Genomic DNA, 16977 nt, shown 5'->3' on the forward strand with positions numbered 1-16977 from the left:
GGGCGGACATCGGACCGCCCTCGGGCCTTGCCGGGATGCCGTACGCGCTTAGACTCTGCTGACTCCGCCGAGCCCCCCGGGCGGTGTGCCGGGGTGCGTCGGCGCCCCGTTCCGGTCAGCCCGCCTGACCTCCGCTCCGGAGAACCCGATGAAGAGCCGTACCGCCGCCGTCCTGACCGTCCTCTGCGCGGCCACCGCGCTCACCGCCTGCGGTGACGACGAGCCCGCGCCGAAAGGCCAGCAGGTGCCGGTGACCGCCACCGACACCAGCTGCGAGGTCACCACCACGTTGTTCACCCCGGGCACCGTCACCTTCACCGTGACCAACCGGGGCCAGCAGGCCACCGGCGTCTACGTCTACGGCCGGGAGGGCGACGGCTTCACCAAGGTGATCGCCGAGGTCGCGGACGTGCCGGCGGGCCGCAGCGGCGACCTGCGCGCCTCGCTGCAGACCGGCACGTACGAGGTGGCCTGCAAGCCCGGCCGGCAGGGCGACGGCGTACGGACCAAGATCACCGTCTCCGACGACGGCAACCTGGCCAGCGCGGCCGCCGAGGTGGCCTACGACCGGTCGGTGGCGATCGAGCTGACCGGCGACGCGATCAGCGGCGTGGACGGCCTGATCGCCGAGCCCGGCGAGAAGCTCGCGTTCAAGGTGACGAACAAGACCGCCGGGGCCCGGACGCTGTACGTGCTCAACCCCGACGGCAAGCGGGTCGCCGAGATGAAGGCGGAGGCCAACGGCACCGCCGAGACGGTGGTGACGCTCGGCGCCGCCGGTGACTGGTCGCTGAAGGTCAAGGGCGACGGCGTGCCGTCGGTGAGCAAGCGACTGGTGGTGCGCTGAGGCACAGGGGCGTCGATCCGAGTTTCGTCGATCCGGGTGCATCCACCGGGGACGGTCCGGGCGAAGCAATGGTCGTGACGACAGTCACGGACCTGGTCGCTTCGACGAAAGGCTCCCCGATGAACATTGCTCGTCTCGCCGCCCGGCTGGCCGTGGGCGCCACCGCGGCGGCGGTGGCCACCACCGCCGCGGCCGTGCCCGCCCAGGCCGGCGCCAAGCAGCCGGGTACGCGGTCGCTGGCCGCCGTGCTCACCGCCGACAAGAGCGGCTTCGACCGCAACTCGCGGGACTTCGACGTCCTCACCAAGGCGGTCCTGACGGTGCTGCAGGCCAAGCCGGACTCGCCGGTGAAGGTGCTCACCGACGGCACTGTCGCGCTGACCGCGTTCGTGCCCAACGACTACGCGTTCCGGGAGCTGGTCCGGGACATCACCGACGCGAGGAAGCTGCCCGGCGAGAAGGCCGCCTTCGACGCGGTCGCCGGGCTCGGCGTGGACACCGTGGAGGACGTCCTGCTCTACCACGTCGTGCCCGGCGCGACGATCGACCGCAAGGCGGCGCTGAAGGCCGACGGCGCGGACCTGACCACCGCGCTCGGCGCGACCGTCGAGGTGGACGTGAAGCGCTGCTGGTACGGCCGCGAGGTGCGGCTTGTCGACGCCGACACCAGCGACCGCAACGCCAGGGTGGTGCGGTACGACATCAACAAGGGCAACAAGCAGATCGCGCACGCGGTGGACCGGGTGCTGCGCCCGATCGACCTGCCCTGAACCACCCCCGCGACGGCGTCCGGCACCCCCTGCCGGGCGCCGTCGGCGTGTGCCGCCCGCCCGCCGCGTGACCTGGCTCTGGTGGGCCGCGCGCGGTGTGCCGTACGGTGCTCGCCGTGACCGAGCACGACCCTGTCCCGCCCGGCCCCGTCGCCGTGCTCGCCAACCCGACCGCCGGCCGAGGGCGGCACCGCGGTCTGCTGCCCGGGATCCTGGAGCGCCTCGCCGCGGCGGGCCGCCCGGTCGAGCTGCTGCGCGCGGGCACCCCCGAGGAGGCGGAGGCGGCGTGCCACGCCGCTGTCGCCGGCGGCGCCGGGGCGCTGGTCGCGGTGGGCGGCGACGGCAGCGTCCACCGGGCGGTGCAGGCGGTCGCCGGCACGGCAGTGCCGTTCGGGCCGGTCCCGGCGGGCACCGGCAACGACTTCGCGATGGAGACCGGCTTCCCGGCCGACCCGGCCGCCGCGGTCGAGGTGATCACCGCGGCGCTCGCCGCCGGCCGTTCCCGCCCGGTCGACCTGGCGCGGCTGTCCCGGCCCGGCGTCGCCGACCGCTGGTTCGGCGCGGTGCTCGCGGCCGGCTTCGACGCGATCGTCAACGAACGCGCCAACCGGATGCGCTGGCCGCGCGGCCCTCGCCGGTACGACCTGGCGATCGTGGTGGAGCTGGCCCGGCTGCGACCACGCCGCTACCGGCTGGTCCTGGACGGGGTGGCGCAGGAGGTGGACGCGGTGCTGATCGCTGTGGGCAACACGGCCAGCTACGGCGGCGGCATGCGGATCTGCCCGGCCGCCGACCCGCACGACGGCCTGCTGGACGTGGTGGTCGGCGGCCGCTTCGACAGGCGCACGCTGATGCGGGTCAAGCCGCAGATCTACCAGGGCACCCATGTCACGCACCCGCTGGCGCGCGTCTACCGGGCGCGGACGGTGGAGCTGGCCGCCGACGGCATCACCACGTACGCCGACGGGGAGCGCGCCTTCGAGCTGCCGGTGACCGTCAGCGCCGCGCCGGGCGCGCTGCGGCTGCTGCGCTGACCGCCGGGTCCGCCGCGGTGATCGGGTCCGGTGGCGGGGCGGCGGCGCGGACCGCGCCGGCGCTCGCGGCGACCACGAGCGCGATGGCGAGCACCTCGACCGGGCGCAGCGCCTGGCCGAGCACCAGCCAGCCGGCCACGGCGGCGATCGCCGGACCGAGACTCATCATCACCGCGAACGTCGCCGTCGGCAGCCGCCGCAGCGCGGCCAGTTCCAGGCTGTACGGCAGCACCGAGGCGAGCAGCGCCAGCGCGGCGCCCAGCCCGAGCACCACCGGATCGGCCAGGCGGCCGCCCGCGTCGGCCAGCCCGAACGGCAACGTGAGCAGCGCGGCCACGGTCAGCGCCAGGGCCAGCCCGTCGGCGCCGGCGAACCGCGCGCCGACCCGCGCCGAGCAGACGATGTACGCCGCCCACAGGGCGCCCGCCGTCAGCGCGAGCGCGGCGCCGGCCGGGTCGAGCCGGTCGAAGCCGCCCTGCCCGAGCAGGGCCACCCCGGCCAGCGCCAGCGCGGCCCAGCACCAGGCGGCCACCCGGCGCGCGGCGAGCACTGACAGCGCCAGCGGGCCGAGCACCTCAAGGGTGACGGCCGGGCCGAGCGGGATCCGTCCGATCGCCTGGTAGAAGATCGAGTTCATGCCGGCCAGGGCCAGCCCGAACGCCAGCACGGCGCCCCAGTCGCGGCGGCCGTACCCGCGTACCCGGGGGCGGCAGACCACGAGCATCACCAGCGCGCCGATGGTCAGCCGCAACGTCACCGCCCCGGCCACCCCGGTACGCGGGAACAGCAGCGCGGCCAGCGCGGAGCCGAACTGCACCGACAGCGCCCCGCCGAGCACCAGCGCGACCCCGCCGAGCCGTCCCGGCGCGCGCGACGGCACGGGGTGGGCACCGGTCATGCCCTGACGGTAGCCGGTCCGCCGCGACGCCCTTCCGCCGCCGGGTGGGCCGGCGCTCAGCCGGCTCCGGCCAGGTCGAGCACCGCGCCGAGCCCGTTCGGGCGGCCCGCGTCGGCGCAGGGCAGCACCAGCACGCCGCACCCGGCGGCCACCGCGCCGGCGTCGGCCGGTGTGTCACCCACCATGAGCGTGCGCTCCGGGTCGACGCCGAGCATCCCACAGGCGCGCAGGAAGATGCCCGGGTCCGGCTTGCAACGCCCCACCTCGTACGACAGCGCGTACGCGTTGACGAGCGCGTCGAGATCCCAGGCGGCGAACAGCGGCCGCAGGTCGAAGCCGATGTTGCTGACCACCGCCACCTTCACCCCGGCGGACCGCAGCGCGCCCAGCACCGGCGCGGTGTCCGGGTACGGCACCCAGCCCTCGGGCACCAGCACCCGCTCGTAGAGCGCGTCGGCCAGCCCGTCGATGCCGGTGTCCACGGTCTCGGCCAGCCCGGTGTACGCGCCCCGGTGCGCGTGCGGGTAGAGATCGCGGTCGGCCCACAGCTCGGCCAGCCGGGGCGGCACCCGGGCCGGCAGCGGGCCGCCGGCGCGTCCGGCGGTGAGCAGCCGGTCGGCCAGCGAGGTGGCCCGGATCCGGTCCAGCTCGACGCCGCAGGCCGCCGCGGCGGCGAGCACCCAGGCCAGCGGCTCCTCCACCTGGGCGAGGGTGCCGTGGAAGTCGAAGAGCACCGCCTCCACGGGCCGGCGGGACGGGCTCGCGCGGACGGCGTCGTCCGCGCCGCTCGAGAGGTGGGGCAGTTCGGTACGGTCCGGCACGTCGTGCACCCTACCTACCCGCTCCGACTGCCCTGCCGGACGGCCTTGACCGGTACTCGTCGGTCGTACCGATTAATCTTGGTGTCATGTCGAGCCCCGCCGAGCGGTACGCCGCGGCGCGCCGCCGGGCCGCGCAGGCTTCCGCCTTCCCGGCCCTGGACGAATTCTCCCTGGATCTCGGTTTCGATCTCGACGACTTCCAGCGCGAGGCGTGCGAGGCGCTGGAGCGGGGCAGCGGCGTGCTGGTCTGCGCGCCCACCGGCGCCGGCAAGACCGTGGTGGGCGAGTTCGCGGTGCACCTGGCGCTGCGCGGCCGGCCCGGCGGAGACGCGCCCGAGGCCCGGCGCAAGTGCTTCTACACCACGCCGATCAAGGCGCTGTCCAACCAGAAGTACCACGACCTGGTGGACCGCTACGGCGCCGAGCACGTCGGCCTGCTCACCGGCGACAACGCGATAAACGGCGACGCGCCGGTGGTGGTGATGACCACCGAGGTGCTGCGCAACATGCTCTACGCCGGCTCGGCGACGCTCAAGGGCCTGGCGTACGTGGTGATGGACGAGGTCCACTACCTGGCCGACCGGTTCCGCGGCGGGGTCTGGGAAGAGGTGATCATCCACCTGCCGGAGTCGGTCACGCTGGTGTCGCTGTCGGCCACCGTCTCCAACGCCGAGGAGTTCGCCGACTGGCTGGTCACCGTGCGGGGCGAGACCGCGGTGGTGGTCTCCGAGCACCGGCCGGTGCCGCTGTGGCAGCACATGCTCGTCGGCAAGCGGATGTTCGACCTGTTCCACGACGCCGACGCGGCCCGCAAGCACGACGTGCACCCCGAGCTGCTGCGTTACACCCGGGACACGATGCGCCGCCTGGAGCTGGGCGAGGGCCGCAGCGCCGGTCCCGGCGGCGGACGGCGCGGCCCCCGCTGGCGCGGCCCGATGCGCCCGGACATCGTCGACCGGCTCGACCGGGAGGGCCTGCTGCCGGCCATCCTGTTCATCTTCAGCCGGGCCGGCTGCGACGCCGCCGTGCAGCAGTGCCTCGCCGCCGGGCTGCGCCTGACCTCCGCGGAGGAACGCGCCGAGATCCGCCGGGTGGTCGAGTCCAAGGTCACCGCCATCCCCGGCGAGGACCTGTCGGTGCTCGGCTACTGGGAGTGGCTCGACGGGCTGGAGCGCGGCCTGGCCGCGCACCACGCCGGCATGCTCCCGGCGTTCAAGGAGGTGGTCGAGGAGCTGTTCGTCCGCGGGCTGGTCAAGGCCGTCTTCGCCACCGAGACGCTCGCGCTGGGCATCAACATGCCGGCCCGCTGCGTGGTGCTGGAACGCCTGGTCAAGTTCAACGGCGAGGCGCACGTCGACCTCACCCCCGGCGAGTACACCCAGCTCACCGGCCGGGCCGGCCGCCGCGGCATCGACGTGGAGGGCCACGCGGTGGTGGTCTGGTCGCCGGAGACCGACCCCCGGCACGTCGCCGGGCTCGCCTCCACCCGCACCTACCCGCTGCGCTCCAGCTTCCGGCCGTCGTACAACATGGCCGTCAACCTGGTCGGCAGCGTCGGCGCGGCGCCCGCGCGGGAGCTGCTGGAGTCCTCGTTCGCGCAGTTCCAGGCCGACCGGTCGGTGGTCGGCCTGGCCCGGCAGGTGCAGCGCAACACCGAGACGATCGAGGCCTACGGCGCGGAGGCCGCCTGCCACCACGGCGACTTCGACGAGTACTTCGCGCTGCGGGTGGCGATCGCCGACCGGGAACGCGCCATCGCCCGGCAGGGGCAGACCCAGCGCAAGGCGGCGGCCGTCGCCTCGCTGGAGCGGCTGCGGGTCGGTGACGTGATCCGGGTGCCGTCCGGGCGGCGGGCCGGCCTGGCCGTGGTGCTGGATCCGGCCACGGGCGGGTTCGGCGAGCCCCGGCCGCTGGTCCTCACCCAGGACCGCTGGGCCGGGCGGGTGACCCCGGGCGACTTCACCACCCCGGCCGAGGTGCTCACCCGCATCCGGGTGCCGAAGCACTTCAACCACCGCTCGCCCGCCGCCCGGCGGGACCTGGCCGCGGCGGTCAGCGGCACCGGCCTGGACCGCCACGGCGGCCGGCGGGGCGGTCGGTCCCGTCAGGCGGTGGGGGAGGACCACCGGCTCAGCCAGCTCCGCGTCGAGCTGCGCGCGCACCCGTGCCACGCCTGCCCGGACCGGGAGGAGCACGCCCGCTGGGCGGAGCGGCGGCGTCGGCTGGAGCGCGACACCGAGGAGTTGCGCGAGCGGGTGTCCGGGCGGACCGGCTCGCTTGCCCGTACCTTCGACCGGATCGTCGCGTTGCTCACCGCGCGCGGCTACCTGGCCGCCGACGGCGAGGTCACCGACGTCGGGCGGATGCTGGCCCGGATCTGGACCGAGGCCGACCTGCTGGTGGCCGAGTGCCTGCGCCGCCGGGTGTGGGACGGCCTGTCCCCGGCCGAGCTGGCCGCCGCCGTGTCGGTGGTGGTCTTCGAGGCACGGCGGGACGTCGACGAGCGGGCCTCGCTGCCGCGCGGCGCGGTGGCCGACGCGGTCGACGAGACGCTCAAGCTGTGGGGCGACATCGAGGCGGACGAGGCGGCGCGCGGCCTGGCCGTGACCCGGGAGCCGGATCTCGGCTTCGCCTGGCCGATCTACCGGTGGGCGCGCGGTGAGGCGCTGGCGAAGGTGCTGGCCAGCGGCCACCAGATCGACGGGGAGATGCCGGCCGGCGACTTCGTCCGCTGGGCGCGCCAGGTGGTCGACCTGCTCGGCCAGCTCGCCGACTCGGGTGGCGCCTCGGCCGAGCTGCGCGGCACCGCCCGGCAGGCCATCGCGGCGGTGAACCGGGGCGTGCTGGCCTACCACGCGTCCGCCTGATGGTCATTTCGGGTCACCGGTTGCCGGAACCGGCACACCGCTGCGTCACCCTGTCGCGACCGTGCGAATTGTCGGGGGGTCGGCGTGCGACCTGACCACGTGCTGCCCGATCATTGCCGGGGAGCGCCGTGGCTTCGCGCTCGTGGGCGGATGTGAGGGAAGGGCCTCGTGGGCGAGATCAATCACTTCGAGTACGGGTGGATCACACCCGCGCTCAGCTACGCGTTGTCAGTGCTCGGCTCGGCGCTCGGGCTGGTCTGCGCCGGGCGGATCCGGACCGCCACCAGCGGCGGCCAGCGCGTCTGGTGGGGCCTGCTCGCCGCGTGGGCGCTGGGTGGCACCGCCATCTGGGCCATGCACTTCATGGCGATGCTCGGGTTCGCCGTCGCCGGCACCCGGATCCGCTACGACGTGCCGCTGACGGCCGCCAGCACGGCCATCGCGGTGGCGGCGGTCGGCATCGGCCTGGCGATCGTGGGCACCGGCCGGCTCGCCGCGCCCCGGCTGCTCGCCGGCGGGTTCTTCACCGGCGCCGGGGTGGCCGCCATGCACTACACCGGCATGGCCGCCATGCGCCTGGACGGCTCGCTCGGCTACGACCCGCTGCGGGTGACGCTGTCGGTGGTCATCGCGATCGTGGCCGCCACCGTGGCGCTCTGGCTGGCGATGACCGTGCGGCGGGTGCTCGCCATCGGCGCCTCGGCGCTCGTCATGGGCATCGCGGTGAACGGCATGCACTTCACCGGCATGAGCGCCCTGTCGGTGCACCTGCACGAGAGCCGCGGCCCGGTCTCCGGCACCGAGGTGAGCGGCTTGCTGGTGCCGATCGTGCTGGCGGTGGTCTTCGGTGTGGTCGGGCTGGTCTACGCGCTGCTCGCCGCGCCGTCGGACGACGACCGCGCCGGTCTGGCGTACGTCAGCTCGCGGCTCGGCGAGGCGCCGCAGGGCGCGCCCGCCGAACCGGCGCCGGACCCGGTCGGCCTGCGTGCCCGGTCGACGCTGGCGCAGCCCGGCGCCCCGTTCCCGTCCCGCCGGAGCACCGACCGTCGTTCGTGATCAACTGATCACGATCGGTCACCTGCCAGTGCGTCCACCAGGCGGCGGCAGGAGCCGGCCAGGTTCCAGCGCTGCGCCAGCTCCAGCAGCCGGTCCGGGTCGGCGGGGGCCGTCGGCAGCGTCGGGTCCAGCTCGGGCAGCGGCACGTCGGTGGCGACCCGGACCACCTTCGGCGCCACGGCCAGGTAGTCACGGGCGGCGTCGAGCTTGGCCCGCAGCCCCGGGGCGAAACCGGAGCGCGGGTCGTCGAGCGCGGCCAGGATGCCGTCCAGCCCGCCGTAGCGGTCGATCAGCCGGGCCGCGGTCTTCTCACCGACCCCGGCCACGCCCGGCAGGCCGTCGCTGGGGTCGCCGCGCAGCGCCGCGAAGTCGGCGTACCGGTCGGCCGGCACGCCGTAGCGGGTGCGGACCGCCGCGTCGTCGCAGTCGTCCAGCTTGGCCACGCCCCGGCCCACGTAGAGCAGGCGCACCGGATGGGCGTCGTCGACGAGCTGGAACAGGTCGCGGTCGCCGGAGACCACCTCGACCGGGCCCGGCTGGGTCACCGCGAGCGTGCCGAGCACGTCGTCGGCCTCGTAGCCGGTCGCGCCCACGGCCGGGATGCCGAGCGCGTCCAGCACCTCCAGGATCATCGGCACCTGCGGGGACAGCGTGTCCGGCACGACCTCGCCGCCCTGGGGCGCGACCCGGTGCGCCTTGTACGACGGCAGCAGCTCCACCCGCCACGCCGGCCGCCAGTCGTGGTCGAGCGCGCAGATCATCCGGTCGGGCCGGCGGGTGCGCACGAGCTGGGCGAGCATGTCGAGGAAGCCGCGTACGGCGTTCACCGGCTGGCCGTCGCCGGTCCTGGCGGCCGACTCGGGGATGCCGAAGTAGGCGCGGAAGTAGAGGCTGGGGGAGTCGATCAGGAGGATCGGCTGTCGGTATGCCACGCCGGCAAGCCTTCCACAGCCCTGTGACGAGATGGGGGAGGCGACCGCCGGGCGGTAAACCGGAGGGCGCGCGGGGCCCGCGGTGCGCAGACTGGCGGGGTGAGCTTCGTACCCGGCCTGACCCTGGCCCGCCGATTCCACGACGAGGTGGTGGGTCCGCTGCTGGCGCGGCGGCTGCCCGGCCTGCCGTACTCCGCCGGTCTGCTCGACGGCGGTTCCGAGCTGCTCGGCCTCGACACGCCGCGCTCCACCGACCACGACTGGGGTCCGCGTACCCAGGTCTTCGTGGCGGACGCGCACGACGTGGCGCCGGTACGGGCGGTGCTCGACGCGGAGTTGCCGGCGCGGTTCCTCGGCTGGCCGACCCGGTACGCCGGCGGGCCGGCGGCGCGGCTCGGCACGGTCCGCGCCGACGGCGACCGGCACGGCGTGAGCGTGGACGAGCTGGGCGGATGGCTGCGGGAGCGGCTGGGCGCCGACCCGCGCGCCGGGCTGGCGACTGCGGACTGGCTGGCGACGCCGACGCAGCGTCTGGCGGAGCTGACCGGGGGAGCGGTATTCCACGACGGGCTCGACGGCGCGCTCACCACCGTCCGGGACCGGCTCGCCTGGTATCCGGACGACGTGTGGCGGCACGTGCTGGCGTCCGGCTGGCAGCGGGTCGCGCAGGCCGAGCATCTGGCCGGCCGGTGCGCCGAGGTCGGCGACGAACTGGGCAGCCGGATCGTGGTCGCCGGACTGGCCCGGGACCTGATGCGCCTCGGCCTGCTGCTGCACCGGCGCTGGCCGCCGTACGCGAAATGGCTCGGCACGGTGTTCACGGCGCTGCCGGCCGCGGCGCCGGTGGTGGACGGGCTCGGCGCCGCGCTCGGGCCGGGTGACTGGACGGCCCGGGAGCCCGGCCTGGTGGGGGCGCTGGAGACGGTGGCCGGCTGGACGAACGACGCCGCGCTGGCGGCGCCGGTGGACCCGGCCGCCCGCCCGTTCCACGACCGGCCGTTTCTGGTGGTGGACGCCGGCCGGTTCGTCGAGGCGCTGCGCGCCGCGATCACCGACCCGCAGCTGCGTGACCGGCCGCCGGTGGGCGCGGTGGACCAGTACGTGGACAACGTGGACGTGCTCACCCGCCCGGACCGGGCCCGCCGGGTGGCCGCCGCGGTTGTCCGCGCGCCGGTCGGGGCCTAGACTCCGATTCGGGTCGCATCGATCAGCGACTGTCTATCTCGTCTCCGAGGGTCCGGGCCGCCCGTCGCAGGCGCCTCGCCGGCGAGAACGCCGCCACCTGCGGCGTTCCCACCATCGAGGAGAACACATGCTGTCCAGAATGAGCAGATTCCGGCTGCTCGGCGCGGCGCTGGCCGCCGCCGGGCTCGCCGTCGGAGCGGCGCTCGCCCTGCCGGGGCCGGCCTCGGCCGCCGCCCTGACCGAGGTGACGAACTTCGGCGCCAACCCGAGCAACCTGCGCATGTACCTGTACGTCCCGGACACCGTCGCGGCCCGGCCCGGGCTGCTCGTGGTGAACCACTACTGCACCGGCAGCGGCCCGGCCATGTACTCCGGCACTCAGTTCGCGGCGCTCGCCGACCGGTACGGCTACATCGTGGTCTACCCGTCGGTGACCCGCAGCAGCAAGTGCTTCGACGTCTCCTCGCCGCAGGCGCTGCGCCGCGACGGCGGCAGCGACCCGGTGGGCATCAAGTCGATGGTGGACTACGTGCGGCAGCGCTACCCGGTCGACTCGCAGCGGATCTTCACCACCGGCACCTCGTCCGGCGCGATGATGACGAACGTGCTGCTCGGCGACTACCCGGACGTGTTCCGGGCCGGCGCCGCCTTCGCCGGTGTGCCCTTCGCCTGCTTCGCCACCACGAACGGCTCGGAGTGGAACAGCGAGTGCGCCAACGGCCAGGTGCTCAAGACCCCGCAGCAGTGGGGTGACCTGGTGCGCAACGCCTACCCCGGCTACACCGGCCCGCGTCCGCGGATGCAGATCTGGCACGGCACCAACGACGAGACGCTGCGCTACCCGAACTTCGGCGAGCAGATCGACCAGTGGACCAACGTGAACGGGCTGAGCCAGACGCCCGCGTACACGGACAGCCCGCAGGCCGGCTACACCCGCACCCGCTACGGCGGCACCGGCGGCACCGCGACGGTCGAGGCGATCAGCATGCAGGGCGTCACGCACAACCTGCCGGTCGACGCGGCCCAGGCCATCCGCTTCTTCGGCCTGGACTCCACCGCGCCGCCGACGACCGCGCCCCCGACCACCGCGCCCCCGACGACCGCGCCCCCGACCACCGCGCCGCCCACCACCGCGCCGCCCACCACCGCGCCGCCGACCACGGAGCCGCCGACCACGCCGCCGCCGTCGGGCGCCTGCCGGATCGGGTACGTGGTGAACGCCTGGAACAACGGGCTGACCGCCTCGGTGACCATCACCAACACGTCCACCACGGCGCTCAACGGCTGGACCCTCGCGTTCACGCTGCCGGGCGGCCAGACCATCACCGGGGGCTGGAACGCCACGTACAGCCCGTCCAGCGGCGCGGTGACCGCCCGCAACGTGTCCTACAACGCGTCGATCCCACCGGGCGGCTCGGTGGACATCGGCTTCCAGGCCACCCACACCGGCAACACCGGTAGGCCCGCCGCGTTCACGCTCAACGGGAACCCCTGCACGACCACCTGATCCGCTCCACGCCGAGGCGGCGGCATCTCCAGGATGCCGCCACCTCGGCTAAGCCGCGCCGATCAGGCGCGGGCGGGCAGGGGCACCGCCGCGCGCTCAGGGAGTCCGGGTCACGGGTGCGGAGGGCGACGCCGGGAACGCGTGGTCCGGCGCGGTGTCCACGTCGCGGCGTCCGGTCAGCCGGGCCGCGGCGAAGCCGAGCAGGGGCCGGTAGATCCGTACCGAGTCGGCGAGCGCGGAGAAGTGCGAACCCGAGTTGCCGCCGTGGTAGTGGGTGGCGATGTCCACCTGCTCGACCGGCAGCCCGGCGCCCGCCAGCCGCAGCAGCACCGTCATCTCGTACTCGAAACGGTCACCGGGGATCGTGCTGAGCCAGCCGAGCAGGGCCGCCGGGTAGGCACGCAGGCCGGTCTGGGTATCGCGCACGTCCCGGCCGGTCGTCAGCCGGAACGCCACCCGGGTCGCCGCGTTGCCGAACCGGCTGCGCGCCGGGACCTCACCGTCGAATGCGCGTACGCCGAGCGTCGGCGCTCCGCTGACGCGCATCCGCTCCACCACACGGCACACGTCGGGCACGCTGTGCTGGCCGTCGGCGTCCACACACACCACGTCGCGTCCCGGGTGGCGCGTCGCGGCGTACCGGAAGCCGGTGCGCAGCACCACGCCCTTGCCCCGGTTGACCCGGCGGCGCAGCACCGTCGCGCCCCGCGCGCGGGCCGCGCGCAGCACCCCGTCGGCGGCCGGGCCGCTGCCGTCGTCGACGACGAGCACGTCCGCGCCCGGCAGCGCGTCCTTCAGGTCGCCGACCAGCGGTGGCAGGCGGTCGCCCGGTCGGTACACCGGCACGAGCACGATCACGGGGCCTCCCGGGGGTGGTCTCGCCCGCCGGCAGGGTCCGCCGGGTCGATCAAGGACGGTCGTACCCCCGGCGCGCTCGCCTGAATCACCGTCGGGGCGTGAGGCGTCCGACCCGCTCGGCGGCGCGGGTCAGCGCCCGCTCGCGGCGCAGCGACGCCTCCGGGGTGCGCACGCCGATGAAGCCGATCCGGCTCAGGGCCCGGGCGGCCCGCTCCCGCCGCACGGGCACCGGGTCGGGCGCGGTCACCGGCACGTCGACCAGCGCCGGGCCGGACAGGCCGAGCACACGCGCGGCGAGCAGCCGGACGCGGGGCAGGTGCCACGGGTGGGAGACCAGCCCGAGCGGGCGCCGCGCGGTGAACTCCGTTGTGCCCAGCAGCCCGTCCTGGACGGTGTGCGCCAGGTTCTGCACTGTGGTGCGGGAGTGGGTCTCGGCCGCCGACCGGGCGTACGCGTCGAGCCCGGCCTCGCGCGCCAGCGCCCGCATCAGCTCGGCCTCGCGGAAGCCGGGCGGCGGGGCCGGCTCACCGGCCGGGCCGTGCGGCCAGCCGCCCGTGAACACCACCCGTGCGCCGGGGGTGCGCCGGAACGCCTCGGCGTGCGCGTGGACGTAGGCCACCGCCGCCTCGGTGCGCGCGACGCTCTCCGCGGTGAGCCGGTAGCCGCCGTCGCCGGCCGTCACTCCACGGCCGAAGACCAGCAGCACGGTGGCGGGAGGCGTCATCCCTTCACGGTACGGGCCGGATCACTCGTCGTCCGGCGGCCAGGGCGGTGTGCCGACGCCGGTGATGCGGACGCCACCCCACGGGTCCACCTCGGTCAGCCGGGCCCGGGCGGCCCGTTCGCCGATCCGGACCTCCACGTCCCGGCGGCCGGAGCGCAGCAGCCGGACCAGGCGTGGTTCCGGCTCCACCCGCCCGGCCCAGTGGTATTGGCCGTCGACCGGCTCGAACCGTCCCCCGGCGTGCAGCCGTACCGTGGTGCCGGCGATCTCGGCCGTGCCCTCCCAGGTCACCTGTCGATCCGTTCGTGCGCGCGGGTCAGCTCCGGCGGCAGGTCCGCGCCGCGCCGGACCCCCTCGATGCCGTTCCACAGCAGCGTGGTCAGGTATTCGGTGAGCGCGGCCCGGTGGATCGGCTGCCCGTGCGTGGTCCACCAGTCACCGACCGCCTGCACGAACCCGACCAGCCCGTACGCCCACGGCTCGGCCGGGCCGGCGTCGAGGCCGAGCGCGCGCAGCCGGTCGCCGATGACCCGGGCCAGCCCGGTCGCGACCTGCCGGCTGGTGCCGGTGACCACCTGCTGGATGCCGGGATGCCCGGACTCGTGCACGAGGAACCGGTAGAGCGACGGCTCGAACTCCACCACGCTCAGGTACGCGTCGATCGTCGCCTCGACCAGCGCCCGCTCCTCACGTACCTGCTCCACCGCGGGCGCGATGGCGGCCACCACGCGCGCCGCGACCACCTCGCTGACCGCGAGCCAGAGCTGCGCCTTGTCGGCGAAGTAGCGGTAGAGCACCGGTTTGCTGACCCCGGCGGCGGCGGCGACCTGGTCCATGTCGACGGTCGGGCCGTGCCGCAGCAGCGCCTGCACGGCGGCCGCGATCAGCTCCTGACGCCGCTGTTCGCGGTGGTCGGCCCAGCGGTCGCGCCGCCCGCCGGGGCGGGGCGCGGCCGGCTCCCCGGCGGCGTCGGGGCCATTGACATCGGTGGTGGTGCGTCGCATGCTACCACTCGTAACAGTTACTCGAAGTTACGTCAACATGGAGGGGTCATGGCCGGATTCCCGCGCGAGGCGGTCGCCGACCGCCTGCTCTCCGCCTCGGTGCGCACCAGCTACGACCCCATGGTCGACATCGACTGGTCGGCGCCGCCCGTGCCCGGCGCGTACTGGCTGCCGCCGTCGCGCAGCAGCCTCTACGGCACCGCGCTGTGGGACGGCATGACCGAGGACCAGCGGATCGAGCTGACCAAGCACGAGGTCGCCAGCGCGGCCAGCGCCGGGATCTGGTTCGAGACGATCCTCATGCAGATGCTGATCCGCCAGTACTACGACGCCGACCCGACCAGCCGGCACGCCCAGTACGCGCTCACCGAGGTCGCCGACGAGTGCCGGCACTCCATCATGTTCGGCCGGCTCATCGAGGCCACCCGCGCCCCCGTCTACCGCGCCGAGCCGTTCGACCACCTGCTCGGACGCTGGCTCAAGTCCACAGCGAGAGGCCCGCAGATGTACGCGGCCATCCTGATCGCCGAGGAGATCCTCGACTCGTTCCAGCGCGAGATCATGGCCGACGAGTCGTTGCAGCCGCTGATCCGGATGGTGTCGCGCATCCACGTGGTGGAGGAGGCACGGCACGTGCGCTTCGCCCGCGACGAGCTGACCCGGCAGGTCGAGGACGCCGGGCCGGTGGCGCTCGCGTACGCGCGCCTGGTGATCGGCCGGGCCGCGTACTCGATCACGCGGCGGCTGGTGCACCCGCGGGCGTACGCGGCGGTCGGGATCGACCCGGCGGCCGGCCGGGCCGCGGCGCGGGCCAACCCGCACTGGCGGGCCACCCTGCGCTGGTCCGCGCAGCGGATCGCCGAGCATCTGACCGAGCTGGGACTCGTCGCCGGGCCGGGCCGGGTGCTGTGGCGCCGGGCCGGGCTGGTGGAGGGCTGACCGGCGGCGACCCGAAGGGGAAAGGATCGCCGCCGGCCGCCCGGTCAGGAGGTGGGGAAGTTGTCCGGGGTACGGATCCGGTCGCGCATGAACGCGCCGGACTCGGTGAGCACCGACGTTCCACCGAATGAGCCGGACGCGCAGGTGCCCGGCCGAAGCGCCGCCGAACCCTCGGGGGCGTCCGAGAACGTCCAGTTGGCGTAGCTGATCTTCAGCCGGTCGAGCAGGTCGAGCCAGGCGTTGCTGCTGGCGGTGTCGACGGCGCCGTCGCCGGTGTAGGTGACGGTGCCGAACTCGGTGACGAACAGCGGGAGCCGGCTCGCCGCCCGCTGCACCTCGTTGCGGTAGTTGTCCTTGTGTGACGCGGCGTAGAAGTGGAACGCGTACATGATGTTCTGCGCCCGCACCGGGTTGTTCACGATCTCGTCGGAGTTGGCGCCGTCGGAGACGCCGAGCGAGGACCAGCCGCGCGTGCCGACGATGACCACCGCGTCCGGGTCGTTGGCCCGGATCACCGGAATGACCTGCTCGGCGTAGGTGCGGATGGTCGACCAGCTCACGCCGTTGGGCTCGTTGGTGATCTCGTAGATCACGTTCTTCTTCGCGGCGTTGCGCGCCGACACGTTGGCGAAGAACGTCTTGGCCCGGTCCAGGTTGTACATCGGGTCGCCGGGCGTCAGCGTGTGGAAGTCGATCAGCGCGTACATGCCCCGGGCCTCGGCCTTGTCCACGAGCGAGTTCACCTGGTTGGTGAAGCCGGCCGGGTTGGTCTCGTAGCCCTGCTCCTGCACGTACATCGAGATGCGCAGCAGGTCGGCCCGCCAGTCGTTCGCCAGCACGTCAAGCGAGGAGTCGGTGTAGCAGTTGGCGAACCACTGGAGGCCGTGCGTGCTCATGCCGCGCAGTTGGATCGGCCGCCCGTACTGGTTGCAGAGGTTGACGCCGCAGACCTGGAGTTGGCCGTTTATCGCGACCGGCGTGGTGCCGGTCGGGGGCGGCGGCGTCGTGGGCGGCGGCGTGCTCGGTGGGGGCGTGCTCGGCGGGGGCGTGCTCGGTGGCGGGGTGCTCGTGCCGCCGGTGCAGGCCGTGCCGTTGAGCGTGAACGACGTGGGACTCGGGTTCGACCCGGTCCACGAGCCGTTGAAGCCGACGGTGGTGCTCGCGCCGGTGCCGAGCGCGCCGTTGTAGTCCAGGCTGCGCGCGGTGACCGCCGAGCCGCTCTGCTGCCAGGTGGCCGACCACCCCTGCACGACCCGCTGGCCGCCGTCGGGGAAGGTGAAGCCCAGCGTCCAGTTGCTCACCGGGTCGCCGAGGTTGCGCACCACCACTGTCGCGGTGAAGCCGCCCTGCCAGGAGTTGGTGGTATAGGTGACGGCGCAGCCGGTTGCCGCCATCGCGTTCGTCGACGGCAGCACGGCGGTCGCCGCCAGGGCGAGCGCGCCGACCGCGCCGCCGACGAGCAGGTGCCGCCGGGACGGACGGGGAATCGAGAACATACGGGAAGGTCCCATCGTCTGGATGGTGATCGGACGGTG

16 protein-coding genes are annotated in these 16977 nt (G+C 74.4%); 8 read left to right on the plus strand and 8 right to left on the minus strand.

What is annotated here, in order from left to right; genetic code table 11:
- Positions 1–148 precede the first annotated feature (148 nt).
- The 3 genes from ACFYO8_RS25315 to ACFYO8_RS25325 all read left to right on the plus strand — a co-directional run bounded on the left by ACFYO8_RS25315 (position 149) and on the right by ACFYO8_RS25325 (position 2651).
- Positions 149–847: a hypothetical protein gene (locus ACFYO8_RS25315; protein ID WP_354872040.1), complete on the plus strand. Its 699-nt coding sequence runs from the start codon at positions 149–151 to the stop codon at positions 845–847.
- Positions 848–966: 119 nt separating this feature from the next.
- A complete protein-coding gene (locus ACFYO8_RS25320; RefSeq protein WP_354872042.1) occupies positions 967–1617 on the plus strand; it encodes a fasciclin domain-containing protein in 651 nt (216 codons plus the stop codon).
- A gap of 107 nt (positions 1618–1724) precedes the next feature.
- On the plus strand, positions 1725–2651 hold the full coding sequence (locus tag ACFYO8_RS25325; protein WP_355097566.1) for a diacylglycerol kinase family protein: 927 nt from the start codon (positions 1725–1727) through the stop codon (positions 2649–2651).
- Here the strand turns inward: ACFYO8_RS25325 and ACFYO8_RS25330 are convergent.
- A complete protein-coding gene (locus tag ACFYO8_RS25330) occupies positions 2614–3549 on the minus strand; it encodes a DMT family transporter (RefSeq protein ID WP_387189369.1) in 936 nt (311 codons plus the stop codon). The two genes, ACFYO8_RS25325 and ACFYO8_RS25330, sit on opposite strands and share 38 nt — an antisense overlap.
- A gap of 56 nt (positions 3550–3605) precedes the next feature.
- The gene (locus tag ACFYO8_RS25335; protein ID WP_387257611.1) at positions 3606–4370 is read right to left on the minus strand and encodes an HAD family hydrolase; all 765 of its coding nucleotides are present in this window, start codon (positions 4368–4370) and stop codon (positions 3606–3608) included.
- 86 nt (positions 4371–4456) lie between these two features.
- Between ACFYO8_RS25335 and ACFYO8_RS25340 the strand changes: the two genes are divergently transcribed.
- Complete coding sequence (locus ACFYO8_RS25340; RefSeq protein ID WP_354872048.1) at positions 4457–7237, plus strand: DEAD/DEAH box helicase; 2781 nt, start codon at positions 4457–4459, stop codon at positions 7235–7237.
- 168 nt (positions 7238–7405) lie between these two features.
- Positions 7406–8293 (plus strand): MHYT domain-containing protein, encoded by an 888-nt coding sequence (locus tag ACFYO8_RS25345; RefSeq protein WP_354872050.1) that lies wholly within the window; start codon positions 7406–7408, stop codon positions 8291–8293.
- A gap of 8 nt (positions 8294–8301) precedes the next feature.
- Here the strand turns inward: ACFYO8_RS25345 and ACFYO8_RS25350 are convergent, their stop codons facing one another.
- Positions 8302–9225, minus strand: coding sequence for a 5'-3' exonuclease (locus tag ACFYO8_RS25350; protein ID WP_354872052.1), 924 nt, complete (start codon positions 9223–9225; stop codon positions 8302–8304).
- 99 nt (positions 9226–9324) lie between these two features.
- On the opposite strand from ACFYO8_RS25350, the gene ACFYO8_RS25355 reads away from it, so the two are divergent.
- Both ACFYO8_RS25355 and ACFYO8_RS25360 read left to right on the plus strand, forming a co-directional pair.
- Entirely contained in the window at positions 9325–10410 is a 1086-nt protein-coding gene (locus tag ACFYO8_RS25355; RefSeq protein ID WP_354872055.1) for a DUF4037 domain-containing protein, read from the plus strand.
- Between the two features lie 127 nt (positions 10411–10537).
- Complete coding sequence (locus ACFYO8_RS25360; protein WP_354872058.1) at positions 10538–11917, plus strand: PHB depolymerase family esterase; 1380 nt, start codon at positions 10538–10540, stop codon at positions 11915–11917.
- Positions 11918–12013: 96 nt separating this feature from the next.
- On the opposite strand, the gene ACFYO8_RS25365 is transcribed toward ACFYO8_RS25360, so the two are convergent.
- From ACFYO8_RS25365 to ACFYO8_RS25380, 4 genes are all read right to left on the minus strand, one after another.
- Complete coding sequence (locus ACFYO8_RS25365) at positions 12014–12775, minus strand: glycosyltransferase family 2 protein (RefSeq protein WP_387257613.1); 762 nt, start codon at positions 12773–12775, stop codon at positions 12014–12016.
- A gap of 85 nt (positions 12776–12860) precedes the next feature.
- The gene (locus ACFYO8_RS25370) at positions 12861–13499 is read right to left on the minus strand and encodes a YdcF family protein (protein WP_357711285.1); all 639 of its coding nucleotides are present in this window, start codon (positions 13497–13499) and stop codon (positions 12861–12863) included.
- Positions 13500–13520: 21 nt separating this feature from the next.
- Positions 13521–13790 carry a DUF4873 domain-containing protein gene (locus tag ACFYO8_RS25375; protein WP_354872067.1) on the minus strand — a complete coding sequence of 90 codons (270 nt, stop codon included), beginning with the start codon at positions 13788–13790 and terminating at the stop codon, positions 13521–13523.
- Positions 13787–14503, minus strand: coding sequence for a TetR/AcrR family transcriptional regulator (locus ACFYO8_RS25380; RefSeq protein ID WP_355096140.1), 717 nt, complete (start codon positions 14501–14503; stop codon positions 13787–13789). The genes ACFYO8_RS25375 and ACFYO8_RS25380 overlap by 4 nt, the downstream gene beginning before the upstream one ends.
- A 48-nt stretch (positions 14504–14551) precedes the next feature.
- On the opposite strand from ACFYO8_RS25380, the gene ACFYO8_RS25385 reads away from it, so the two are divergent.
- Positions 14552–15442 carry a diiron oxygenase gene (locus ACFYO8_RS25385; protein WP_354872071.1) on the plus strand — a complete coding sequence of 297 codons (891 nt, stop codon included), beginning with the start codon at positions 14552–14554 and terminating at the stop codon, positions 15440–15442.
- A 44-nt stretch (positions 15443–15486) separates the two neighbouring features.
- On the opposite strand, the gene ACFYO8_RS25390 is transcribed toward ACFYO8_RS25385, so the two are convergent.
- Positions 15487–16938 carry a cellulase family glycosylhydrolase gene (locus tag ACFYO8_RS25390; protein WP_387189438.1) on the minus strand — a complete coding sequence of 484 codons (1452 nt, stop codon included), beginning with the start codon at positions 16936–16938 and terminating at the stop codon, positions 15487–15489.
- Positions 16939–16977 lie beyond the last annotated feature (39 nt).

The sequence above is a fragment of the Micromonospora sp. NPDC005257 genome, from assembly GCF_042872445.1.
Lineage (GTDB): Bacteria > Actinomycetota > Actinomycetes > Mycobacteriales > Micromonosporaceae > Micromonospora.